Origin of the sequence: Lactobacillus iners DSM 13335 (genome assembly GCF_000160875.1) — a bacterium.
Classification (GTDB): domain Bacteria; phylum Bacillota; class Bacilli; order Lactobacillales; family Lactobacillaceae; genus Lactobacillus; species Lactobacillus iners.
The window spans coordinates 186,031-210,262 of the sequence record NZ_GG700811.1; the positions used below are offsets into that span (position 1 = coordinate 186,031).

General features: G+C 32.1%; 24 protein-coding genes. 3 read left to right on the forward strand and 21 right to left on the reverse strand.

From position 1 onward, the window contains the following. From HMPREF0520_RS05865 to HMPREF0520_RS05895, 7 genes are all read right to left on the reverse strand, one after another. Positions 1–732 carry a segregation and condensation protein A gene (locus HMPREF0520_RS05865; protein ID WP_006729988.1) on the reverse strand — a complete coding sequence of 244 codons (732 nt, stop codon included), beginning with the start codon at positions 730–732 and terminating at the stop codon, positions 1–3. Beyond that, positions 729–1,088: a hypothetical protein gene (locus HMPREF0520_RS05870; protein WP_006733169.1), complete on the reverse strand. Its 360-nt coding sequence runs from the start codon at positions 1,086–1,088 to the stop codon at positions 729–731. Before HMPREF0520_RS05870 ends, HMPREF0520_RS05865 begins: the two co-directional genes overlap by 4 nt. 10 nt (positions 1,089–1,098) lie before the next feature. Beyond that, on the reverse strand, positions 1,099–1,989 hold the full coding sequence (gene xerD / locus HMPREF0520_RS05875) for a site-specific tyrosine recombinase XerD (RefSeq protein ID WP_006736512.1): 891 nt from the start codon (positions 1,987–1,989) through the stop codon (positions 1,099–1,101). Then, a complete protein-coding gene (locus HMPREF0520_RS05880; protein WP_006732799.1) occupies positions 1,982–2,863 on the reverse strand; it encodes a CvfB family protein in 882 nt (293 codons plus the stop codon). The genes xerD and HMPREF0520_RS05880 overlap by 8 nt, the downstream gene beginning before the upstream one ends. A 115-nt stretch (positions 2,864–2,978) precedes the next feature. Then, entirely contained in the window at positions 2,979–4,748 is a 1,770-nt protein-coding gene (pyk, locus tag HMPREF0520_RS05885; protein ID WP_006729992.1) for a pyruvate kinase, read from the reverse strand. Between the two features lie 37 nt (positions 4,749–4,785). Continuing rightward, a complete protein-coding gene (pfkA, locus tag HMPREF0520_RS05890) occupies positions 4,786–5,745 on the reverse strand; it encodes a 6-phosphofructokinase (protein ID WP_006730888.1) in 960 nt (319 codons plus the stop codon). 138 nt (positions 5,746–5,883) lie between these two features. Beyond that, positions 5,884–9,006, reverse strand: coding sequence for a DNA polymerase III subunit alpha (locus tag HMPREF0520_RS05895; protein ID WP_006729994.1), 3,123 nt, complete (start codon positions 9,004–9,006; stop codon positions 5,884–5,886). A 201-nt stretch (positions 9,007–9,207) separates the two neighbouring features. On the opposite strand from HMPREF0520_RS05895, the gene HMPREF0520_RS05900 reads away from it, so the two are divergent. Then, positions 9,208–9,414 (forward strand): YjzD family protein, encoded by a 207-nt coding sequence (locus HMPREF0520_RS05900; protein WP_006736006.1) that lies wholly within the window; start codon positions 9,208–9,210, stop codon positions 9,412–9,414. 108 nt (positions 9,415–9,522) lie between these two features. Here the strand turns inward: HMPREF0520_RS05900 and rpmF are convergent, their stop codons facing one another. From rpmF to uvrC, 6 genes are all read right to left on the reverse strand, one after another. Further along, complete coding sequence (gene rpmF / locus HMPREF0520_RS05905) at positions 9,523–9,714, reverse strand: 50S ribosomal protein L32 (protein ID WP_006729996.1); 192 nt, start codon at positions 9,712–9,714, stop codon at positions 9,523–9,525. Positions 9,715–9,837: 123 nt separating this feature from the next. Next, entirely contained in the window at positions 9,838–10,632 is a 795-nt protein-coding gene (locus HMPREF0520_RS05910; RefSeq protein WP_006729997.1) for an SDR family NAD(P)-dependent oxidoreductase, read from the reverse strand. A gap of 4 nt (positions 10,633–10,636) precedes the next feature. Further along, complete coding sequence (gene rnz, locus HMPREF0520_RS05915; RefSeq protein WP_006729998.1) at positions 10,637–11,563, reverse strand: ribonuclease Z; 927 nt, start codon at positions 11,561–11,563, stop codon at positions 10,637–10,639. 6 nt (positions 11,564–11,569) lie between these two features. Next, positions 11,570–13,492 carry an acyltransferase family protein gene (locus HMPREF0520_RS05920; protein ID WP_006729999.1) on the reverse strand — a complete coding sequence of 641 codons (1,923 nt, stop codon included), beginning with the start codon at positions 13,490–13,492 and terminating at the stop codon, positions 11,570–11,572. Positions 13,493–13,508: 16 nt separating this feature from the next. Then, a complete protein-coding gene (gene obgE, locus HMPREF0520_RS05925; RefSeq protein WP_006730000.1) occupies positions 13,509–14,792 on the reverse strand; it encodes a GTPase ObgE in 1,284 nt (427 codons plus the stop codon). 87 nt (positions 14,793–14,879) lie between these two features. Next, positions 14,880–16,697, reverse strand: a complete 1,818-nt coding sequence (gene uvrC, locus HMPREF0520_RS05930) for an excinuclease ABC subunit UvrC (RefSeq protein WP_006730001.1) — start codon at positions 16,695–16,697, stop codon at positions 14,880–14,882. 126 nt (positions 16,698–16,823) lie between these two features. Between uvrC and HMPREF0520_RS05935 the strand changes: the two genes are divergently transcribed. Further along, positions 16,824–17,753: a nucleoside hydrolase gene (locus HMPREF0520_RS05935; protein WP_010222640.1), complete on the forward strand. Its 930-nt coding sequence runs from the start codon at positions 16,824–16,826 to the stop codon at positions 17,751–17,753. A gap of 11 nt (positions 17,754–17,764) precedes the next feature. Further along, positions 17,765–17,881 (forward strand): SPJ_0845 family protein, encoded by a 117-nt coding sequence (locus HMPREF0520_RS06525; RefSeq protein WP_006730860.1) that lies wholly within the window; start codon positions 17,765–17,767, stop codon positions 17,879–17,881. Between the two features lie 59 nt (positions 17,882–17,940). On the opposite strand, the gene HMPREF0520_RS05940 is transcribed toward HMPREF0520_RS06525, so the two are convergent. The 8 genes from HMPREF0520_RS05940 to tig form a co-directional block, all read right to left on the reverse strand. Continuing rightward, positions 17,941–18,318, reverse strand: a complete 378-nt coding sequence (locus HMPREF0520_RS05940; RefSeq protein ID WP_006730003.1) for a DUF1828 domain-containing protein — start codon at positions 18,316–18,318, stop codon at positions 17,941–17,943. 36 nt (positions 18,319–18,354) lie between these two features. Next, entirely contained in the window at positions 18,355–18,669 is a 315-nt protein-coding gene (locus HMPREF0520_RS05945; RefSeq protein WP_006735016.1) for a metal-sulfur cluster assembly factor, read from the reverse strand. 1 nt (position 18,670) lies between these two features. Continuing rightward, positions 18,671–19,552 (reverse strand): L-serine ammonia-lyase, iron-sulfur-dependent, subunit alpha, encoded by an 882-nt coding sequence (sdaAA, locus tag HMPREF0520_RS05950; RefSeq protein WP_006730005.1) that lies wholly within the window; start codon positions 19,550–19,552, stop codon positions 18,671–18,673. Between the two features lie 19 nt (positions 19,553–19,571). Continuing rightward, positions 19,572–20,234 carry a serine dehydratase beta chain gene (locus HMPREF0520_RS05955; RefSeq protein WP_010222646.1) on the reverse strand — a complete coding sequence of 221 codons (663 nt, stop codon included), beginning with the start codon at positions 20,232–20,234 and terminating at the stop codon, positions 19,572–19,574. Positions 20,235–20,314: 80 nt separating this feature from the next. Continuing rightward, positions 20,315–20,833: an SA1002 family membrane protein gene (locus tag HMPREF0520_RS05960; RefSeq protein WP_010222648.1), complete on the reverse strand. Its 519-nt coding sequence runs from the start codon at positions 20,831–20,833 to the stop codon at positions 20,315–20,317. Between the two features lie 71 nt (positions 20,834–20,904). After that, positions 20,905–21,492 (reverse strand): ribosome biogenesis GTP-binding protein YihA/YsxC, encoded by a 588-nt coding sequence (gene yihA / locus HMPREF0520_RS05965; RefSeq protein ID WP_006730008.1) that lies wholly within the window; start codon positions 21,490–21,492, stop codon positions 20,905–20,907. Beyond that, positions 21,482–22,771 (reverse strand): ATP-dependent Clp protease ATP-binding subunit ClpX, encoded by a 1,290-nt coding sequence (gene clpX, locus HMPREF0520_RS05970; RefSeq protein ID WP_010222651.1) that lies wholly within the window; start codon positions 22,769–22,771, stop codon positions 21,482–21,484. Before clpX ends, yihA begins: the two co-directional genes overlap by 11 nt. A gap of 107 nt (positions 22,772–22,878) precedes the next feature. Further along, the gene (gene tig / locus HMPREF0520_RS05975) at positions 22,879–24,207 is read right to left on the reverse strand and encodes a trigger factor (protein WP_006730010.1); all 1,329 of its coding nucleotides are present in this window, start codon (positions 24,205–24,207) and stop codon (positions 22,879–22,881) included. Between the last annotated feature and the right edge of the window lie 25 nt (positions 24,208–24,232).

The window sequence follows — 24,232 nt, forward strand, 5'->3', positions numbered from 1 at the left end:
TTATGCAACTAAACTTTCTATCACTAAATCTTCAAAATCACTTTCTTGATACACTTTAATCTTTTGATTTCTACATAACTCCAAAATTGCCAAAAATAATGATATTAATTCATCAACTGTGGTTAGTTCTGCACTTAATTCAAAAAAACTTAAGTTATGTGCAGAATGTAATTTAGAAGAAAGCCATAGAACCATATCTTCAATCGATACTTCTTTAATATTAACTTCACCAACATTATTTTTGTGTTGAAACCGTTGCAAAACAACAAAAAAAGCACGAGCTAATTGCTTACTGGAAATTTCTCCAAATGGCAATAAACTAACTTTCTTTTGCGAAGCAACAGATGGCTCTTTAGCTACAGTAATAGGTGCACTTTTCTGTCTTTCATCTAAAAATTCTGATATTTTCTTAAATATCGAATATTGTACTAACTGTTCTACTAACTCTTCTCTAGGATCGTCATCTTCTATTATTTCATTATCAAAATCATTTTTAGGCAACAAATATTGCGATTTAATTTTAAGCAATGAAGAAGCCATCACAAAATACTCACCAGCAATTTTTAAATCCAAAGTTTGCCACTTACTTAAGTAAGCTAAATATTGACTTGTAATCTTAGCTATCGGAATATCATAAATATCAATCTTCTGTGATTTAATTAAATGTAGTAACAAATCTAACGGACCTGAAAAATTAGGCAGTTCAAGATTCAAATTAGTATCATCTATCATGTATCAGATTCCTCTATATATTTCATTAAATATGCATAATCAGGCATCGTACATAATAATCTATTTTGATATAATTCATGCAATTCCTTCATAATCATTTCTATTATCTTTTCACGATCATAGCTAGGATTAATAGATACATATCTAATGACAACAAACTCAGCTTCCACTTGCACACAAACTACGCCTTGAAAATCAACTGTGGGATTACTACGATATAAATAAACAGTATATATATCACTTTCATTATACAATTTTATTTCTGCAAGCAAATTTTTTAAAATCTTAAACTCATCAAAATAGGACAAATATCCCATAACTATTTTTTCATAATTGTTTTTATATTTATATAACATAGCAACTACCTTAAATACGAGGATGTGTACGTTTATAAACATCCATAATATGTTTTTGAGTTAAATTAGTATAAATCTGTGTGGTAGAAATATCACTATGGCCCAAAATTTCTTGAACAATACGCAAATCTGCACCATTTTCTAATAAATGTGTTGCAAATGTATGGCGTAATGTATGTGGAGTAACATTTTTATTGATCCCTGCTAATTGGCAATAACGTTTTATCATTTGCCAAACGGCCTGTCTAGTAATTTTTCCTCCCCTACTATTTAAAAATATTGCTTTTTCAAATTTGCCAGATTCTAAGAGCGTTTTATTTCTCACTGTAATCTGATACTTTTTTATCCATGACATGGCAACATTACTGATAGGTATGAGTCTTTGCTTTGATCCCTTACCAAATACTTTAATTAAATGCAATTCTTCATGAATACTATCCTCATTTAGATTAATAACTTCACTTACTCGCATACCAGTAGCATACAAAGTCTCTAAAATTGCACGATCTCTAATTCCTAAATCTGTTGTAGTATCAGGCATATTAATCAATTTAGTCACCTCTGTAGTACTCATAGCAGTAGGTAACCTTTTTTCTTTTTTCGGAGAATCAATTCTCAAAAGAGGATCTTGTTTAATCAAATTTTGTCTAAACAACCATTGATAAAATTTTCTCAAACTTGATAACATACGACTAATACTTGCAATAGCTTTTCCTTTATCACGCTCTTGTGCAAAAAACGAATCGATAATTAAAGCGTCTACTTCCCATGTAGTAATACCCAATGATTTTAAAAATGAGAAATACTCCAATAAATCTTGCCGATAGGATAATAAAGTATTATTACTCAATCCACGTTCAATTTGGGCAAAACGCAAATAATCTTCAAGACTATCATTCATCATTTTCAACCTTATCAAATAAACTAATAACGCCAGCGTCATTATCAACAGTAATTAATTTTGCTTTCAGCAAATGACCTAAAGCACGCTTAAAGGCTGATTTAGAAATGCCAAAATGTTGTTTAATTAAGTTAGCATCTGATCTATCACAAAATGGTAAGGACTTTGTGCTTTCACGATTTAAACTAACCAAAATCATCTGTGCATCATCATCTATTTCTTCATAATTACGTGGTAACACACTCATATTTAACCTACCATACTGACTATTACCAATTACCCGTCCAGTAACTTGTTCTCCTAGACGTAACGGTCTATATGATTGTGATTCATGAATAAACGCTAAATAAAAATCGGTTGTTATTAAAAAGGCACCAATTTCATATGTCAAATACACTGTACCAGTTAATTCTTTATTCATCAAATTATTGGGATAATTAGCAGCTAGTTGAGTAAATACATCACCATCAGCTAATTTTGCCCATATTCTATCTTTATGGTCTGTCTCTAACCTGACTAATAAACGGTCACCTTTCTTAGGCCATCTACTTTTATCTAATGGCAAATCATCTAACGAAAGTGCAACATCCTTATCTTTCAATCCTATATCTAAAAACACACCCAAATCTTTTCTAACTTCTGTAACAGTTGACCATCCATATTGATCTTCTTGAGCAAAAGGATAAAATTGCGTCATCACATGCTTATGATTTTTATTTTCATAAACAAATCCTTTAACTATGTCACCGAGTTTTAATGGTTCTTCTTGTGTAAGTTCAACATTATTCAACTCAAAGGTCACACCTGAAACCTGAACAAAAAATGCATTAGTATTTTTATCAATTACTTTACCAGAAACAATTTTTCCAAGCATATTACTCCTCATCTTTACATAATCATTATTATGATAAGTATAAATTAAAATCAAGAAAAATAAAAGAATCTAGACAACATATCTAGATTCTTTATTATTTTAAATTACTCTAAATTTAAATATTTGAGGCTTCGCCTAAGTATACTGCTCCACGACGTGCATCAACAGTGATCTTAGAACCATCTTTAACCTTGCTTACAGCATCAGTAGCACCAACAACAACAGGAATTCCCAATGAAAGTCCTACAACTGCTGCATGACTAGTTAAACCAGATGCTTCAACTACTAAAGCAGATGCTTTCTTAATAGCAGGTAAATAATCTTTGTTAGTAGTCTTAGCAACTAAAATATCGCCTTCTTGTACTTTGTTATTTGCATCTTCTGCAGAATCAACAACAACAGCACTACCTATAACTGATTGTTCACCTACACCTAAACCTTTAACAAGTTGTGTACCGATTAATTGTAATTTCATCAAGTTTGTAGTACCAGTTTGACCCAAAGGCACACCTGCTACGATGATTACTAAATCACCATCTTTAGCAAGTCCAGATTCCTTAGCCAATTCTGCAGCTTTATCAAACATTTCTTCAGTAGTCTTTGGCTTTTCAACCAACATTGGTTTAACACCCCAAACAACTCCCAATGAATGTTGTGTCTTTTCGTCAAATGTCATAGCAATAATATCTGCATTTGGACGATACTTAGAAATCATACGTGCAGTATAACCTGATTCAGTAGCAGCGATAATAGTCTTAACGCCCAATTCTTCTGCAGTTCTAACAACGGATTCACCAATTGCTTCAGTAACATTAGAACCTTGGTATTCTTCAAATCTTTGAAGAGCCAAGCTATTACGCTCTGCAAGTTGCTTTTCAGTACGCATATCAATATCAGCCATAGCTTTAACTGAGTTAACAGGGTAAAGACCATTAGCAGATTCACCTGAAAGCATAGTAGCATCAGTACCATCCAAAACAGCATTAGCAACGTCAGTAACTTCAGCACGAGTTGGACGTGGATGTTCTTGCATAGAGTCAAGCATTTGAGTAGCAGTTATAACTGGCTTACCTAATCTGTTACACTTCTTGATCAATTCTTTTTGTACAAATGGCACATTGATAAATGGAATTTCAACACCCATGTCACCACGAGCAATCATCAAACCATCTGATACTTTCAAAATTTCATCAATATTGTCAATACCTTCTTGAGATTCAATCTTAGGGAAGATCTTTACATATTCACAATGACCTTCTTCAAGTAATTGTCTGATATCCAAAACATCTTGTGCTTTACGAACAAATGAAGCAGCAATAAAGTTAATACCTTGTGTTAAACCAAATTTGATATCATCAGTATCTTTTTCAGTAATACCTGGGAGGCGGATTTCAACACCTGGTGCATTAACACCTTTCTTAGAACCAATTTTACCTGTGTTTTGAGCTTCACAAACAAGTTCTTGATTAGCTTCATCTTTTTCTAAGATAAGCAAGTCTACTAAACCGTCATCGATTAAAACATGACCGCCAACCTTAGTATCACTATATAATCCTGGATAAGTAACATGAATCTTGTCTTTGTTACCTACTTTGGTAGCATCCATTGAGATTCTAATCTTATCACCAGTATTGATAATAAACTTACCGCCTTCTTGATCAGTAGTTCTAATTTCAGCACCTTTGGTATCAAGAAGAACTCCTAATAATAAGCCTGTTTTCTTCTCAATTTCACGAACCATTCTCATACGTTCAGCATGTTCAGGGTGATCACCGTGTGAAAAATTGAAACGGAAAATGTTTGCACCAGCTTCTGCCAATTTGGTAATTGTTTCAATATCATTTGAGGCTGGTCCTAAAGTACTAACAATCTTAGTTTTCTTCATCTATAAAATCTCCTATAAAATATTTATTAATGCAAAATTACTTAGCCATATCTTTATTTAAAGAATATAACGAATAATCTCCTTGATGCTTAGCATCAAACAAGTCTAGTATACTATGTGCAATTAACTTGTTATTTTCGATACCGACAGCTAAACCGCCTTTACCATCGAGCAATAACTTAACTGCATAAGCACCCATCTTGCTTGACAATACACGATCACGAACAGTTGGATTTCCACCTCTTTGCATATGTGCTAATACATTAGCACGAGCATCGAAATCACCATACTTCAAAAGTTCATTTTTGAAGTCTTCTGCATTCATGACACCTTCTGCAACAACAACAAGACCATGTTTCTTGCCATTAGCAAAACCTTGTTTCAAAGTTTCAGCAATTTCTTTAATGTCATATTCTTCTTCTGGAACTACAATAGCATCTGCACCAGTAGCAACACCTACATGAAGTGCAATATCCCCACAATCACGACCCATAACATTTACAACAAATACACGTTGGTGACTTGTAGCAGTATCACGAATCTTATCAATAGCTTCCATTGCAGTATTACATGCAGTGTCAAAGCCAATTGTATAATCAGTGTAAGGAATATCATTATCAATTGATCCAGGAAGACCTATGGCATTATAACCATGTTCTGTTAATCTTAATGCACCATGGTATGAACCATCGCCACCGATAACAACAAGTGCTTCAATACCATGTTTCTTTAACTGCTCAATTCCCTTTAATTGCACTTCTTTTTGTGCAAATTCTGGGAAACGTGCAGAATAAAGAAAGGTACCACCACGCTCAATTTTATCTGCGACAGTTGCAGAAGTCATTTGAAATATATCACCAGCTACTAATCCTGCATAACCATAACGTATTCCAAATACCTCTACTCCATTAGCTAAAGCTGTTCTAGTAACTGCTCTAACTGCAGCATTCATACCAGGAGCATCACCACCACTAGTTAAAATACCAATTCTTTTCATGAATTCACCTCTACGATAATTCTGAATTTTACTCACATCATCTTTATATTACCATTTTTTTTGATAGTTGTCTTATACTATCTAAAAGTTGAATTTTTATGTTATCGGTATCATTATTACATTATTAAATAAATCATACTATTTAAGATCAATTTGTTTAACTGATAGCAATATAAACTTGAATTTATTAGCATTAAACTTATCAGTTTGCGTTTCAATTTTCAACAAATAAACTTTTCCAACAGACAAAATAGACTTAATAGATTCATAAACTGCTGGAAAAATAACAAAATCAACAGTTTCATGCAAATCGTTAAATTTTGCAAAAGCCATTTTCTTATTATTTTTGGTAGTAATTACTTTAATATCCATCATCTTTCCAACACTAACACCTTCATCATAAAAAGTGAAGTCTGAGAAAGGCTTAAAACCATACTTTTTAGCATATATCTGTGCAGCTAAAATAGGATCGATTTGCGGACTAAACCCCAAAACAGATGTCTCCCACTCTTCTTTTTGAGCATTAGAAGGCATTTTTATATCTAATTCCTTAGGTTCTAAAGCTTGAAATAAAACATTATTACCACCTGACATTTTAATGCAAATAAGTAAATCCTCGTAACTAGCTAACAAGGCCGAGCGATTTTTATGTAACTTATCAAAAGCACCAGATTTAATCAAATTGCCAATCATATCAGGCGATAAATATTTAGTATCAATTTTCCATAAAAAATCAGTTAAGGATTTAATAGGTCGTTGCAAGTTCATAATTTGCTCTACAAAATCCATTCGCAAGCCTATAATAGAATCCAATCCCGTAACAATTTCACCTTTATCTGATATATAGAAATTTCTTTTTGAATAATTAATATCAGGCAGGGTAATTTTAATATTATCCATTTTCAGATCCATAATATATTTTGTGACCTTCTGTTTATCATAAATATTACTATTCAGCAATGCCACATAAAATTGCTTTGGATAATGTACTTTTAAATAAGCAAGCAAATAGGACATTTTACTATAAGCAACAGAGTGCGACTTATTAAATCCATAATTTGAAAATTTCAAAATATATTCAAATATTGATGACGCTGCAGAAGCTGAATGCCCCTGCTGTACAGCTCTATTCACAAAGTCAACACCGATTTTCTTCATTTCCATAGAATCTTTACTGGAAATAGCTCTTCTTAATAAATCAGCTTCACCTAATGAAAATCCTGCATAAATTTGTGCAGTTTTCATAACTTGCTCTTGATAAATAATAATGCCATAAGTTGGCTTTAGTAAATTAATAAGTATGGGATCTGGATATACCACCTTTTCTTCCTTATTTTTTCTTCTAATGTAACTATCTATATTTTTAATAGGACCAGGTCTATATAAAGCATTCATAGCGACAATATCATCAAAACTATTAGGCTGCATCTTTTTCAAGGCATTTCTAATGCCTTGAGATTCAAATTGAAAAATATCATCTGTCTTACCTTTTTGAAAAAGTTTGATAGTGGCTGGATCGTCTAAGGGTATCTTATCCATATCTAATTTTATACCCGACATTTTTACTTCATTGAATGCATTATCCAAAATAGTTAAATTACATAATCCTAAAAAATCTATTTTTAAAAGTCCTAAGGCTTCAACATATTTTTTGGTTTGCTGCGTAACCGGAATGCCTAACGACCCATTTTGCAATCCAACCGTTTTAGCAATAGACATATCACTAATAACAAGTCCAGCTGCATGAATAGAATAATGTCGAGGCAGACCTTCAATTTTCTTTGCAACTTCAAAAAATAATTTATTACTTTCTGTAGCATTAACCAACATCCGAAAATCTTTAGATAATTTGTATGCATCAGATAAAGTGATTTTCGACTTACTTTTAGGTATAGCCTTTTGCCAGCTATTAATAGTAATTTTATTAAAAGAAAATGCATTGCCAACATCGTGTAAAACTTGTTTTGCTGCAAAAGTACTAAATGATAAAATCTGTGCAACATGATCCATACCATACTTATGGAACATATATAAAACAACTTCATTTCGCCTATTATCTGGAATATCTAAATCTATATCTGGCATTTGATGACGTGCAGGATTAAGAAATCGTTCAAAGAGCAAATCGTACCTCAAAGGATCAACTCGCGTAATATTCAAACAATATGCAACCAAACTACCAGCAGCTGATCCTCTTCCTGGACCAGTTAATATACCTATACTGTGGCAGTAATTAATAACATCCCATACAATCAAAAAATAATCATTAAATCCCATTTCATCAATAATTTTCAACTCATATTTTAATCTATTCAGATATTTGGCTGGGATATCATGCTTATTAAATTTAGCTTGTAGTCCTGTCATAGCTAGATGATGCAAGAACTCATAAGACGTATCAAATTTATGCTGAATAAACTTAGGTAATTGAGGCATAGTAAATTTAATCTCAACATTTGAATCATCAAAAACTTGTTTAGTATTTCTTAAGGCCTCTAAAATACCTAAAGAATTATAAGACTCACATAATTTATCTTTGGTTTTTAAATAATGGTTGCCCACATGTTTTAACGTCAATTCATAGCCATCTCTAATAGACTGATTATCATCTATAGACTGCAAAACTTCTTGTAAAAAAACATCATGTGGATCAATATATTGAACGTCTTCCACAGCCACTAACTTAAGATTAAACTGCTCACTCAATGACTTAACTGAATTAATATAATTTGATTCACTTTTATCAGCAAAAACACCTAGATAAAGATTACTTGATTGGGGCAATATTTTTGCTAACTTCCTGATATAATCGGGCATCAAATCAAAGTTATGGTAGAACAAATCACGCAACTCACTATGTTGGTTGGCAGTAGTGATAATATGTAAATTACCTAAATATTTTTGAAGCTTATTTAAGGTAACATCTATTTCTTTTTTTCCATTTTCTGTAATTAAATTCACCGCACTAGATAATCGCATTATATTTTGATAACCGACATTATTTTTAGCTATAACAATTAAATCAAAATTTTGGTTTTCATTAATTAAACCATTAATCCGCAATTGCATACCTAATAATGGTTTAATACCCTCAGATTTCGCTATTTTATAAAAATCTATTAAACCATAAGTAAAGTTGATATCCGTCAACGCTATAGCCTTATAGCCTCTTTTTTTAGCTGAATCTATAAGCTGTTCGATACTTATTGGACTTTTTAATAATGTGAAACTTGAAATATTTTGTAACCCAGCAATTTCCATCTGTCAGTATCTCCTTTCACATTCAATATGAATAATTCATATTACAATTATAATACACGATTTTAATTAATAATATCTGCAGATAATGAGATCTTTAAAGCGAAATAGTCCCCCACATGTATAAATTTCGAAGATATTGTTAACTTATTCTTGATAAAAAACATTATTTTTGTTAAGATACGAACGGAAGAAGGTATTTTTATGCGTTATATTATCACCACGGTATGGGCCGTAATTTTCGTCGAAATAATTGGATTTATTGGATCAAAATTAACACAAATGGCATTTAATCCCTGCGAATCAGCTTTAATAGGTGCTGCATTTGGACTATTATTTACAGCAATTATTCCTACAGTTGCAATTATCAAAAAAAATGATAGTAAAAACGCATCTAATATAGTTAAGTAAAATTTATAATATTAATAAAAACTTCGAATTAGTAGAATTTCGGAGTTTTTTTGTATACTTAAAAAAAGAAAAAAAAAAAAAAAGCACCTTAGTAAGGTGCTTTGAAAATTACTCGTTATCTTCTTTTTTTGTTTCGTTAAGAACTTGCTTACCTTTGTAGAAGCCCTTAGGTGAAACACGGTGACCCAAACGGTATTCACCAGTAGTTGCATCATAATGCATTGCAGGCACACTCAATTTAATGTGACCACGACGTGAACGTTTCTTTTGCTTAGAAGTTTTTCTTGCAGGAACTGCCATTGAATAGATCTCCTTTATTATAGAATTGAGATTTACGGACCTATGTTAAAGGTCACTTATACTCACATAATTAATATAATACATATATATACCCGATAAATCAAGCATAATATTCTATTAGTGCTATTTTTTACTTGCAAATTTAATGCTAGCCCAATCACCTAAGGTTGGACACAGCTGATATAATTTAGCTAATGCTGCTAAACTAAAGGGAAGATTTAATTCTCTAACAGAACAACCGAATAATTTTACAACACGTTTAGCAACATAATCAGAATTCAACATAAATCTATCAACGTTGCTTAAATAATTACCACTTTTATCAGCAATATTGAAAAAATTAGTTTTCACTGGACCACAATTTACTGTCAAAACTTTAACATTAAATGGCTTCAATTCTAAACGCAATACGTTAGAAAATTGAATAACGGCTGCCTTAGTTGCACTATAAACTGCTGATTTAACAGTCGGGACTTTACCTGCTAACGAGCCAAAATTTATAACTTGACCATTTCTTTGATCAATCATCATTCCCGCCAGCAAACGAGTTAAATACATCAAGCCAATTACATTAGTTCGAAACATATCTTCACACGTATTAATGTCCATATGCATAAAATCTTCAAATATGCCAAAACCTGCTGCATTAACCAAATAATCAACTCTACCAACTACATGCTTAATACGATCAACCGTCATATCTATCTGATCAACTTTACTAACATCCGTAGCATATACATATACTGGTGCCTGAGATAAGGATTGTACAGCTTTTGCTACGCTATTTAATTTTTCTACACTTCTAGACATAAGAATTAAAGTTGCTCCATTTTTCGCACATTCTAATGCAATTGATTTACCTATACCACTAGAAGCCCCAGTAATAGCAACCACCTTATTATCTAAAGTCTTTTCCATTTAATCAATCCCTCGCTTTAATTTCATAAGAATCAAAATCATTAGCCAATTTAGTATTAGAAAAAATCTTCTGTGCTTCTTTTTCAAGAATTCTTGAATTTTTACCTATGTAACGAGCTGATATATGAGTTAAAAATAATCTTCTGACATTATGTTGAAGTGCCACTGTAGCAGCATCTACACAAGTAGAGTGATAATATCGATGTGCCATCTTACTATCTATTCCACTAAATGTTGATTCATGAATTAAAACATCAGCATCTTCTGCTAATTGACCTATTACATTTGTAGGCCTAGTATCATAAATTATGGATACTATACGTCCTAACCTAGGTTTTCCTAAAAAGTCTTTGCCATTTAACACGTGACCATTATATTCGACTGTTTCACCTGCTTTAAGCCTGCCCAAAATGGGGCCATTAGGTAAATTATACTGCTTTAATTTATCCATTTGTAGCTCTCCAGGTCTAGGCTTTTCTACAACCCTAAAGCCATAACTTTCAATTCTATGATCTAACTTAGCTGTAAAAACGGCAAATTGTTTATCTTCAAAAATAATACCATCATCCTTCAAAATCACATATTTAATTGGATACGTAATTTTAGTTTTAGAAACTTTTAGCGATATTTGCACAAATTGTTCAATACCAGCTGGACCATAAATAGTAAGACTACCACTATCTCCCTGAAAAGATCTTGATGATAATAATCCTGGCAAGCCAAAAATATGATCTCCATGATTATGAGAAATAAATATCTTAGTAATCTTTCTAGGCTTAATATTTGTTTCTAAAATTTGATGTTGCGTGGCTTCACCAACGTCAAAGAGCCATATTTCATTTAATTCGTCTAAAAGCTTTAATGCTGTACTTGAAACATTTCTACCCTTAGATGGTTGTCCAGCACCTGTACCTAAAAATTGTATTTCCATAATTTATTAAAACTTTCCATGTTCAACAAGATATTTAGTAATCATTACCGAATAATACTTAGAGCCTTCCACATTCGGATGTGTATGATCAGCATATAACAATTTACTATGATTTTTTGCAAAGCCATTCCAATTAATTATATAAAGATTTTTATATTTTTTCTCTGCTTGAGATAACAACTGATTGACTGGTTGTTGCCATGAACGAGAAGGAACATACACATTAACCCAAAATACTCTGCGTTTATCACCCAAAATCCTCATCAAATTATCTACATCACTCATCTTAAATGGACCGTTGGTGCCTAAGCCGATCAATACATTTGGATATAATGCTCCATTTTGTTTATATTTTTCAAATAAATTAATAGTAGGAACTAATTGTCTAGAAACTGTAGCATCAACAAGAGAACTAGGAATCATTTTTTTGAGATTTTGGCTGGAGCCTGCCATCACTGAATCACCAATTGCAGTTACACATAATTTTTGAGCTAATTGCAAATCCAATTGTGATATACCATAACGCTCAAAATCCTTGTTAACAATATTGGCTTTCATTCTCCTTTTCGCCCAATTAACAATTTTTTCTTTACCAGCTAGTTTCACCTTATTTGCTTTCGCTTTGGCTATTATTTTTTTATTATCTTCCAATTGCTTACGTCTATTTTTCTTAATTTGTCTAGCAAGTGGTGAATTATCTGCATTTTTAGCTTTTACAGTCGGAGCGGTAAAAATTGCTATTGTGCCCAATATAAAAATAATTAAACCCACCATAGCTACTAATTTTTGGCATAAGTATCTTTTATTAATTGTCAAAATTTTTCTCGTAAAATCATGCACTTGATTCCACTTCAGACTGCCAAATGGTTTTTCAATCAAACGATATGAGAGCTCTGAGATAAGCAAAATTAATATAATTTCTGAAACTCTGTAAAAGAAAACATTATACGCTAAATTTTTGGCTTGGCTTTCAAAAAAAATCATAATAGGAAATTGATATAAATATATTCCATATGAACGCGAGCCAATCCAATTAAAAATGGGGTTAGTTAATACTAAATTCCAATGACTATGAGGGTTAGCTATAATTGCAACCATTATTGCTGTCAATATTGAAAATATAAACATACCACCCATGTATGGAAATGCCTGCATTGGGTTCATACATTGATTTGTAGCTAGGATAAACATTCCTATAAAACTAACTGCACCTAAAGAATCTAACAAAATGGTATTATTTTTCTTAATACCTATTCTTAGTCTATTTGTAGGACAAACAATTGCTAACAACGCTCCTATACCTAGAGCAAAAAATCTAGTATCTGTTCCATAATAAATTCTACTGGTATCTACGCCTGGCTTATATAATAGTGCCATTTCAATAGCAGACAATATAGTTAACACAGAAATCGTAATAAAGAGCTCTTTTTTTGTTCTCAATTTATAAACTAAAATGTACATTATAATCGGCCACAATAAATAAAACTGACCTAGAATTGACATTGTCCAAAGATGTATGAATGGCGATTCGTTAGATGCAAAACGCTCAAAGTAACTTTGACCATTAAATATCTGCCAAATATTATATACATTAAATAAATTAGCTAAAACAATCTCATTAAATTTGGATAGAATATCACGCTGAAAAATTAAAATATAGGCACCAGATATCCACAAAACTGAGATTAATTGCGGATATAATTTTTTTATTCTTTTTAAATAAAACAGTCGATTCGAATATTTACCATATGTTTGATAGGAAAATAACATATGATCAGTAACCAAATAACCAGATAAAACGAAAAAAATCAAAACACCAAGGTATCCACCAATGAATACATTAGGATTTAAATGATACAATATCACACCAATAACAGCTAAACTTCTCAATCCAGAATAACCAGTAATAAAACGATTTTTATTTTTCAAAGTAATACTCCAATATTTATTCTACAAACTCAAAAGTAAAGTTACCAATTGTAACCTCATCACCATTCTGAGCACCTTTTTCTCTTAATGCATCATCGATACCCATTCTTTTAAGTTTGCGAGCAAGCATCATAACACCATCTGTATGATCAAGATTAATTCTCTGAACAAGTCTTTCTAATTTATCTCCACTTATCACAAAATAATGTTCATCAACTTTTTCCACTACAAAACTATCATCCAATTTCTTATAAACATATTCTTGTTCACCTTTATCAGCTACAACTGGAGCAGTTTCAACTTGATCATTTGCAGCATATACAATGTCTGCTGCTTTGATCATTAAATCTCTTACGCCCTTATGAGTTATGCTAGAAATAGGGTATATAATTTTGTCATTTAATTTTTTCTTTAATTCTTGTAATTTTTCTTCACTACCTGGAATATCCATCTGACTAGCTACAACTATTTCAGTTTTCTTAGTTAAATCGTTAGTATATCCAGCCAACTCTTGACGAATAGTCAAATAATCTTCATAAGCATCCCTGCCATTATTAGGATCCATAGAAATTAGATGTAGGATAACTTTTGTTCTTTCTACATGACGCAAAAATTGAATTCCTAATCCAACACCCTGACTTGCTCCCTTAATTAGACCAGGTAAATCAGCCATAGAAAAATCTCGACCATCCTCTAAAACAACCATACCTAAGTTAGGTGTAAGTGTCGTAAATTCATATGCAGCAATTTTAGGTTTAGCTTTAGTTACAACTGATAGCAGTGTAGACTTACCAACAGAAGGAAAACCAACTAATCCAACATCAGCCAAAACCTTAAGCTCTAAACGTAATGTTCTAAATTCTCCTGGTTCACCATTTTCTGCAATCTCAGGTGCAGTCCTAGTAGAGGTAGCAAAGTGAATATTACCACGACCACCTCGACCACCACATGCTACTCTTAACTTTTGACCATTGCCAACCAAGTCACCCAACAATTCATTAGTATAAAAGTCATATACTGCAGTTCCCATAGGCACTTTTAAGAAAACATCTTTAGCTCCCCGACCATATTGTGATTTAATACGACCATTTTCACCATTGTCAGCCTTGAATTTACGTCTAAATCTAAAATCCATCAACGTACGTAATCCAGAATCTGCAACTAAATAAATACTGCCTCCGCGGCCACCATCTCCACCAGCAGGGCCACCTAGTGGGGCATATTTTTCATGACGAAATGCTACAGCACCGTCTCCACCATTTCCTGCTTGAACTTCAATCTTAGTCTGATCAACAAACATATATTACCTCCTTCATCAATAGATTTTTTTGCATAAGATACTTTACTATAATAACATATGACTATTTATATTAAATATAAATTTATCTTAGTTTTGACTATTTTCTAATACCAATTTTACGGACTGTGCTTGCGTTAAAGTTAATCCTACACCCTTCAGGTCTTCAATACTTGCTTCTCGTATTTTTTTTAATGAGCCAAAATTCTTTAACAATTTATTTCTACTTTTTGGACCAATACCTTTAATTTCATCTAATTTGCTAGCTAGAGAATTTTTATTATGAAGATTTCTATGAAATGTTATAGCAAAACGATGCACCTCATCTTGGATACGTGTAATCAAATAAAATGCTTGCGACTTGGAATCTAATGATATAGTACGCAATTCTTCACCTACAGTAGGATCACCAAAAATCAAATGATTAGTCCGATGGCAATTATCCTTAACCATACCTGCAACTGGAATATTAACATTTAATTCGTTTCTTAATACATCTAAGCATGCATCCACCTGTATTTTTCCGCCATCCATCAAAATTAAATTGGGTAGCACAAGATGCTCTTTTAACATCCGACTATACCTACGCCTTACTACCTCTCTAGTATTTTTAACTTCATCTGCACCATTTTGATGTTCTATTTCACCTTTTAATTTAAACTTACGATACTCATGTTTAGCAGGCATACCATCAATAAATACTACTAATGCAGAAACAGGATCCGTCCCTTGAATATGTGAATGATCAAAGCTCTCAATTCGGGATCCATAAGGTAACCCTAAAGCGTTAAAAATTTCTTCTTGTGCTCCCTTAGTTTTAAGATTATTCAACTCTAACAATCTTATTTTTTCATCCAACTTAATTTTGGAATTTTCATATGCCATATCTAATAAAGCCTTTTTCTGCCCTCTGCTAGGTATTTTAACTCTAACCTTTAATACAGCTGCAAGTGAACTAGCATTTACTCCCTTAGGAACTAAAATTTCATTGGGAAATAATCTATTTTTTGCATTATAAAATTGTACAATAAATGATTCAAACTCATCTTTTGCCTTATCAATATCAGTCAAATTAAAAATCTTCGTCTCACGTCGCATTAATTTAGATTGTCTAATAAAAAGAATCTGAATAGATATCCATCCTTGGCTTACATAAAAATTAAAAATATCACGTTGTAGTTTATCATTTAGCATTATTTTTTGTTTTTCTACAGTCTGTTCAATGTAAGATAATTGATCTCTATATTCACTTGCTCGTTCAAACTCCAAATTATCAGAAGCAATTTGCATTTTTTTTATTAATTCAGTTTTAGCCTTAGTAATATCACCATTCAAAAAACACTTAATCTGCTTAATTTGATGATCATACCTATCAGATGATACTTCCTTAAAACAAGATCCTAAACACTGACCCATACTATAATATAAGCATGGTCGTCCCAATTTACCACTACACCTTCTCAAAGGCCACATTTTTTGAATAAATTTCAATGTTGCTTGAGCTGCATAGACATTAGGATATGGGCCAAAATAGTATCCCTTATCTTTTTTTATTATTGATGTTAATTTGACTTCAGGGTCTCTTTCATTAGTAATTTCAATAAATGGATACCCCCCACCATTTTTTAATTGCACATTATAATATGGCTGATATTTCTTTATTAAAGTAATTTCTAAAAGAAAAGCTTCTTTATCAGATGAAACTACTATAATTTCAAAATCATTAATGTCTCTAACAAGCTCTGCTCGTCGTCCAACTTGTTTGCTTTTGAAATAAGAACGAACTCTATTTTTTAAATTTTTAGATTTACCAACGTAAATAACTTTACCATTTAAATCTTTCATCAAATAGCAACCAGGACAGTCTGGCAATAACTTTAACTTATTTTCAATATTTTGATTAGCCATTTGAAATCACCTTTCTCATCTGTTACTCAACATTATAATATTCATATAGACTTTTGTATTTTTTTATTTTACTTTTAGCTCAATTACCTTAAAATAATACTTAGATATAGAGAAGGGATAATGCATATGAAAAATATATACTTTAACCATGATGGAAATATAGACGATTTAGTATCATTACTAATTTTATTACAAGCACCCGATATTAAATTAATAGGTGTTTCAGCTATAGATGCTGACGGCTACATTGAGCCAAGTGTTGATGCATGTAGAAAAATGATTGATCTTTTCAATCTACGCAATGATAATTTAGAGGTTGCCAAATCAACATCTCGAGCTGTTCATCAATTTCCAAATGAATGGCGTATGGCTACATATTCATTTAATTATTTTCCAATGCTTAATGAATCTGGAACAATTAAAACTCCAATTGCCAAATTACCTGCACATTTAGACATGGTAGATAAAATTAAAAAAGCTGATGATATGGTAGATTTAATCATGACAGGTCCTATCACCGATTTGGCACGTGCATTAAAAGCCGATCCTTCAATACAAGAAAAAATCAATAAAGTATATTGGATGGGAGGTTCATTAAATGGGCACGGAAATGTAATGTCAGTAGATGCTGATGGCACACAAGAGTGGAATGCTTTTTGGGATTCTCAATCTGTAGCAACAGTTTTAGAGTCCGATTTAAAAATTCAGATGGTTGGACTAGAAAGCACTGAAGAATTACCTTTAACAGATGAATTAAGAATGCATTGGGCTAAAATGCGTCAATTTCCCGCTATTGATTTAATAGGTTTGGGCTATAGTTTGATTGTTTCTATACCTGGTGCAGAGTTATACCTTTGGGATGTTTTAACTACCATGTCAGCTTTATACCCTGAAGTAGTAACTTCATCAATTGAAGCAAAAGCCAAAATCATCACCTCTGGCTTAGCTGATGGACGTATGTACAAAGCTGATGACGGAAAAAAGTTAACATTAGTTACTAGTGCAAATAAAGAATTATTCTTCCAAAAAATGGATGAAATATTGAAACGTAGTTAGGAGTAATAATCATGGGATTAACTATGAAAAGCAACAATGAATTAGAAAAGTTATTTAATAAATTTGCTATCCTGCCAGATGACAAAGACAAGAAAAAAAATAGCAAAAATAAAGATAATAAGAAATAATTGTTACCATAATCTTAGTAAAAAAGGATGCTCACTCTGTTGGCATCCTTTTTTTATACTTACTTCAAATATGATAAAGCTACTTGCAATTGTGCTAATTGATTAAGTGCCAAGGGAAGTTCATCTATACTTACTTCCATAAAAAATTCCCCAGTTTCCTCATCAATTTCAAATCCAGTACCGATTATAATATCCACTGCTTGATTATAAAAATCCGAATCACTCATATCAGGATCAAGTTTAAACAAAAACCAGCCGCCGTCACTTATTAAATAGTATTCATCCTTTTTAATAATAAAACAATATATATTCTGACCGAATGAATCTATTAATGGTGTTTCAACTTCTATTGTTTGACTGTCCATTCGATAAAAATTAAGATTATTTTTTAACCAAGCTACACTTTGAGCTTTCATTTCATTTAGTTCATTATCCATAGTTTACCACTTTACATAATTTAATTTATGTTTGTACTAATGTACACCTAATATCATTTTTGCTTCTCTACTTAATCTATCTGGTGTCCATGCAGGCTCCCATATAAATCTAACGTCAACATTTTTTATTTCCGGTATATTTTTTAATTGCTTAATAACCATCTTTGCTAATACATCTGCTAGTGGGCAACCCATTGTAGTGAGCATCATTTGCACTAAGCAGATACCATCTTCATCCAAATCAATAGCATAAACTAATCCTAAATTAACAATATCTATATTCAATTCAGGATCTATTACTTTTGCTAGTTGAGCAACAATTTCATCTTTAATAATATTAATATCCCGCATTTTATACATCTTTTCCAAAAATTTTTGCCTTTATAGCTTGTCCAGTAGCAGTACTTGCTAACCCACCAAGGCCTGTCTCTCGCAATTCTTCGGGCATTAATTTACCTACATTTGACATCGCTTGAATACATTCGTCAGGTGGTATTAAACTCGTACAGCCAGCCAAGGCTAAATCTGCAGAAATTAATGCATTAGTGGTACCAATTGCATTTCTTTTAACACATGGAACTTCAACCAAACCAGCAATCGGATCGCATACCAGACCTAACAAATTAGAAATCGCTATAGCAAGTGCTTGAGCAGATTGTTCAGCACTTCCTCCTGCAACTTCTACTGCTGCTGCAGCACCCATGGCAGATGCACTGCCAACTTCGGCTTGGCATCCTCCAGTAGCCCCTGCTATACCTGAATGGTTAGCTATAACTAACCCTAATCCACCAGCTGTAAATAAAAATCTTAACATTTGTTCTTGATTTAAATTAAGTTTTTTCTTTAACAAATATAAAACACCTGGCAATGTTCCAGAAGATCCGGCTGTTGGCGTCGCACAAACAACACCCATTGCTGCATTAACTTCATTGGTTGCCATAGCTGCTTCTACTGCAATCATCATATCATCACCAGATAATGACTTATTCAATTTTCTATATTTTTTGACTTTAACAGCCTCCCCTCCCGTTAATCCTGTTTTAGAAAATACGCCCTGACCTTGAATACCACGTTCAACACTAGCCAGCATAACTTCTAAATTACACTTCATTTTTTCAAAAACTGCATCACGTGTTAATCCAGAAAGGGTACACTCTTGTTCAATTATTAATTCAGAAATTGGTTTTTTAGTGGACAAACTATTCGCTACAATTTCGCTAATACTATCATACATATTTTGTTCACCTCTATTTTTAAAGACAGATAATGCCTGGATATTTTTTATGTAATGAATTTACTATTTTAGGCGATATGTAATTAATAATATCAAACTCATACAAAACAAAACCTGTACCATTAAATGATTGTTGTTTATTATAAGGTGCAACTTTATTTAAATAATTCATTAATTCCGTCGCACAATATAACTTATTGGACGGAATTTTATAAATAATGATGGGCAAAGGACCAGCAATATCTATTTTAATTCCAGATATCTCTATACCCCTAATTTCAATTGTACCTCCACCTATAGAACAACCAATCAATTTCACCCGGTGATCATCTGTTTTAAGATCTAACAACGCTGTGTTAGGATGTCCAATTGGACTATTACCGTCTTCTTCAACAAACCTGATATCTATACCTCGTTTACGAGCTAAATTGATAGCATTAGGAACACGATAATCATCAGCAGCTAATCCCATAATTCCCGCAGCTATAGCATAATCTGTACCATGACCTCTATGTGTTTGTGCAAAAGAGCCATAATAATAAACAGTTACTTTTTTAGGAATACCACCAAAAAGTTTATTACCTGCCTGCCCTATAGCTACTGCACCAGCAGTATGCGAACTCGACGGACCAATCATAATCGGCCCAATAATATCAAATACACTACGATATTTTTGATTCACAGAATCATTCACTCCAATTTAAATTTAATTATTAATCAAACACCAATATAAGTATTATACTAAAAAATCATCTATAATCATTACAATTGATTATTATGTTTTTTCAACAAAATGACAGCAATCCAGGCAGAAATAAATGATGGTAAGATCATCACTACAAAAACGTCTGGATTTAACAAATTACCAACCTTAATGTATACGTCAATATCTTTGACTTTTTTCAAATTCTCAAAAATAACCTGATAAATAGTCACATAAATTAATGTCCATTGAATATAATATTCAATTATTGATAAAATAGTTGAATTAAGTGGAAATATCCAATTAAGCAATAGTAAATATAAATATAAAATTAGGCCAGACATGATTATCATTAATCCGAGTAAAATAAATAAATTACCAGCCTTCAATCCGTTATCAATATTGAGAAAATTATATTCTAAAAGCAAAAAAACAATAAAATTAATGGTACTACCAATTATTAAAGCTAAAAATAAAAATAGAGCCTTTAAAAAAATAAAATGATTTTTATTTCTAAATAAGGATACTAGAAATATAATAATTAAAATAGCTCCTAAAATTATATTAAATATTTTCATAAAATAAATACATCCTTTTACAATATAATAAAACGCTATCATCTGTATTATAGCAGCTGTAGCGTTTTTTACTATTTTATACTGTTTTCAATCCATTTCCAAAACTTATCAATATTAATTTTAGTTTCACTAGAAAAAGGTAGAAAAGTAACTTGACTTTGTGTTAAATCTAAAGACAAACCAATTTTTGACTCCAATTGCCCAATTGCAGACTTTTTCAATTTATCAATTTTAGTAGCAACTACCAAGATTGGAATATTTAAGCATAAAGCATAATTAAACATATTAATATCATCTACTGTTGGATCATGTCTTGCATCAACTAATAAAACCAATCCTTTTAAATCTGCTCTAGTTTCTAAATAATCTTGAATCATCTCACCAAATTTTTGCCGTTGTTCTTTAGATACCTTGGCATATCCATATCCTGGCACATCGACAAAATATAAATCCGTATTTACTAAATAGAAATTTAATGTTTGTGTTTTACCTGGTTGTTGTGAGGTTCTGGCCAAATTTCTCCTATTTAAAACAGCATTGATCAAACTTGATTTTCCAACATTAGAACGTCCAGAAAGTGCAATTTCAGGCAAATCATCTTGAGGATATTGCTTATCAGATACTGCACTAATTACAAACTTACTATTATTAACCTTCATCAATAAGTTCTCCCTCATCAGTTTCTAAATCGTTATTAGTTTGTCTATCTTCAAACACTATAATAGGATCACTAGCTTTAGTTATAACTGATTCTGTGACAATAACTTTGGATATGTTCTTCTCACTAGGGATGCCATACATAATATCCATCATTGCATTTTCCATGATTGATCTTAAGCCACGTGCTCCCATATTTTTATTTAAAGCCATTGTAGCAATTGCATTAAGAGCATCTGTAGAAAATTCTAACTCTACTCCATCAAGATTCAATAATTTCTTATATTGCTTAACAAGAGCATTTTTAGGCTCTGTTAAAATTCTAACTAGATCATCTTCAGTTAACTTATCCAAAGTTGTAATAATAGGCACACGACCAATAAATTCAGGAATAAGACCATATTTTACTAGATCATCAGTAGTAAGATGCTTTTGCCAGTTCTCAATATCAGCAATACTATTATTCTTTGAACCAAAACCTATAGTTTTCTTTCCTAGACGATCATTAACAATATTTTGAATTCCATCGAATGCTCCGCCAACAATAAAAAGTATGTTGGTAGTATCAATTTTTATCATTTCTGCTTGAGGATGTTTTCTACCACCCTGTGGTGGCACAGAAGCAACTGTTCCTTCCAATATTTTAAGTAAAGACTGTTGCACACCCTCTCCTGATACGTCACGAGTAATCGACAAGTTTTCTGATTTTTTAGATATTTTATCTATCTCATCGATATAAATTATTCCTCGTTGGGCTCTATTAATGTCATAATCTGCATTTTGAATCAATTTCAATAAAATATTCTCAACGTCTTCTCCGACATAACCAGCTTCAGTCAAGGTAGTAGCATCTGCTATAGCAAAAGGTACATTCAAAATACGAGCTAAAGATTGTGCCAAATATGTTTTTCCTGAACCAGTTGGACCAATCAATGCAATATTAGATTTTTGTAACTCAGTATCAGAATAAGCATCTGTGTCTATTTGACTAATTCTCTTATAATGATTATATACAGCTACAGACAATACTTTTTTAGCACTATCCTGACCAACCACATAATCGTCTAAATGCTTTTTAATATCAATTGGCTTAGGTATATCTTTAATTTCATTAACTGAATCGAGTTTTAACTCTTCATCAACCAATTTTTTCGAAATATCAATACATTCGTTACAAATGTACACATCCTGGCCGGCTATTATTTTACTAACTTGAGATTGTAATTTACCACAAAAAGAGCATCTAATCTCCTCGTTATCTCCTCGTCTATTAGTCGACATTTTTCCCTCCATTACAATAATGCATACGTCTTACCTAAATATGATTATATCAAACCATGCAAACAAAAAAGACGACTAAAGAGCCGTCTCTGTATCTATAAGATTTATTACTTATCAGAATCTTCTGAAGTGGCTGTCTTAGTTGAACTCTTCTTAGCAACTTCCTTAGCGTTATCAACTACTAAATTTATTGCTTTTCTAATAGAAATATCGTGCTTGAGCATATCATCAGATAGAGTACGACGAACTACTTTTTCATCCATATTATAATCTGTTGCTAAATTCTTAATCTCTTGATTAATTTCTTCTGCTGTAACTTCAATGTTTTCTGCAGATACTATTGCTTCAAGAACTAAATTAGTCTTAACACGCTCTGGTGCATCAGTTGCTAATTGTTGACGTAATTGTTCTTCAGTAGTTCCTGTTAATTTGAAATAAGTCTTAGGATCTATACCTTGACGTTGCATACCACCTAAATATTGTTTAAGTTGATTATCAACATCTTCATTAATCATTGCTTCAGGAATCTCATCTACAGAAGCATTATTAACTGCTTCTTTTACTGCAGCCTCTTGAATAGCATCTTCAGCTGCTTCTTCCTTTTGCTTCTTTAAATCGGCTTTAATCTTTTCTTTTAATTCGTCCAAAGATTCTACAGAATCATCTATATCCTTAGCAAATTCATCGTCAATCTTAGGCAAATGCTTAGATTTAACTTCATGAATTTTAGTAGCAAAGTGTGCTTCCTTACCAGCTAAATCCTTAGCACTGTAATCTTCTGGGAAGGTAACAACTACATCAACTTCATCACCAGCAGTATGATTCAATAATTGATCTTCAAATCCTGGAATAAATGTCTTAGAACCCAATTCCAATGAATAGTTCTTAGCAGATCCACCTTCGAATTTGGTACCATCAACAGTTCCTTCGTAATCAATAGTAACTGTATCACCTTCAGCTGATTTGCCATCTTTCAATACTAATTCAGCATTTTGTTCTTGACGCTTCTTAAGTTCAGCATCAACATCCTTTACCAAAACACGCTTATTTTGTTTTGGAACTTCAACACCTTTGTAATCACCAAGCTTAACTTCTGGCTTAGTAGAAACAATTGCTTTAAAAGTCCATGCCTTACCTTTTTCCATGGATACAGGCATAATTTTAGGTTGTCCAACAACTTCAGCTTTAGATTCTGCTATAGCATTAGCATAAGCTACTGGCAAAACTGCGTTAACAGCATCTTCATATAAAGCTTCTTCACCATAAAATTGATCAAAAACAACACGAGAAACATGTCCCTTACGAAAACCAGGTACACGTAAATTCTTTTTAACACGCTTAAAAGCAATGTCTAATCCCTTACTTATCTCTTCTGTTGAAATTTCAAAAGTTAATTCACCGGTAGTTTTTCCGGTTTTTTCCCATTTTGCAGACATTAATTACTACCTCCGATGTCAAATT